General features: G+C 66.8%; 1 protein-coding gene. It reads left to right on the top strand.

The window, feature by feature from the left end; translation table 11 throughout:
• A partial coding sequence (locus ACFO3J_RS35900) for an AMP-binding protein (RefSeq protein ID WP_386439082.1) occupies positions 1 to 775 on the top strand: 775 nt, incomplete at both ends.

The raw sequence follows: 775 nt of genomic DNA on the forward strand, positions 1-775 counted from the left end.
CCGCAACCTGGTCTCCACCGTCACCGCCCAGACCTACGCACGCTTCGGACCCGACGAGGTCTTCCTGCAGTGCTCACCGGTCTCCTGGGACGCCTTCAGCCTCGAATTCTGGGGCGCCCTCCTCCACGGAGCGACCACCGTCCTGCAACCCGGACAACGCCCCGAACCCACCCACATCACCCGACTCACCACCCGCCACCGCATCACCATGCTCCAACTCTCCTCCAGCCTCTTCAACCACCTCACCGACGAAGCCCCCCACACCTTCGCCACCCCCCACACCGCCTTCACCGGCGGCGAACCCGCCTCCCCCACCCACACCCACCAACTCCACACCACCCACCCCCACCTCACCATCACCAACGGCTACGGCCCCGCGGAATCCATGGGCTTCACCACCACCCACACCCTCACACCCACCACCACACCCCCCACCACCATCCCCATTGGCACCCCCATCACCAACAAAACCGCCTACATCCTCGACCACCACCTCAACCCCACACCCCCCGGCACCACCGGCGAGCTCTACCTCGCCGGACACGGCATCGCCCACGGCTACCTCAACCAACCCACCACCACCGCCACCCACTTCATCCCCAACCCCTACGGACCCCCCGGCACCCGCCTCTACCGCACCGGCGACCAAGCCCACTGGACCCCCCAAGGCCACCTCCACTACACCGGCCGCACCGACACCCAGATCAAAATCCGCGGCTTCCGCATCGAACCCACCGAAATAGAAACCACCCTCACCACCCACCCCCACATCACC

Origin of the sequence: Streptomyces polygonati, assembly GCF_042650325.1 — a bacterium.
In the GTDB taxonomy this organism is placed as follows: Bacteria; Actinomycetota; Actinomycetes; order Streptomycetales; family Streptomycetaceae; genus Actinacidiphila; species Actinacidiphila polygonati.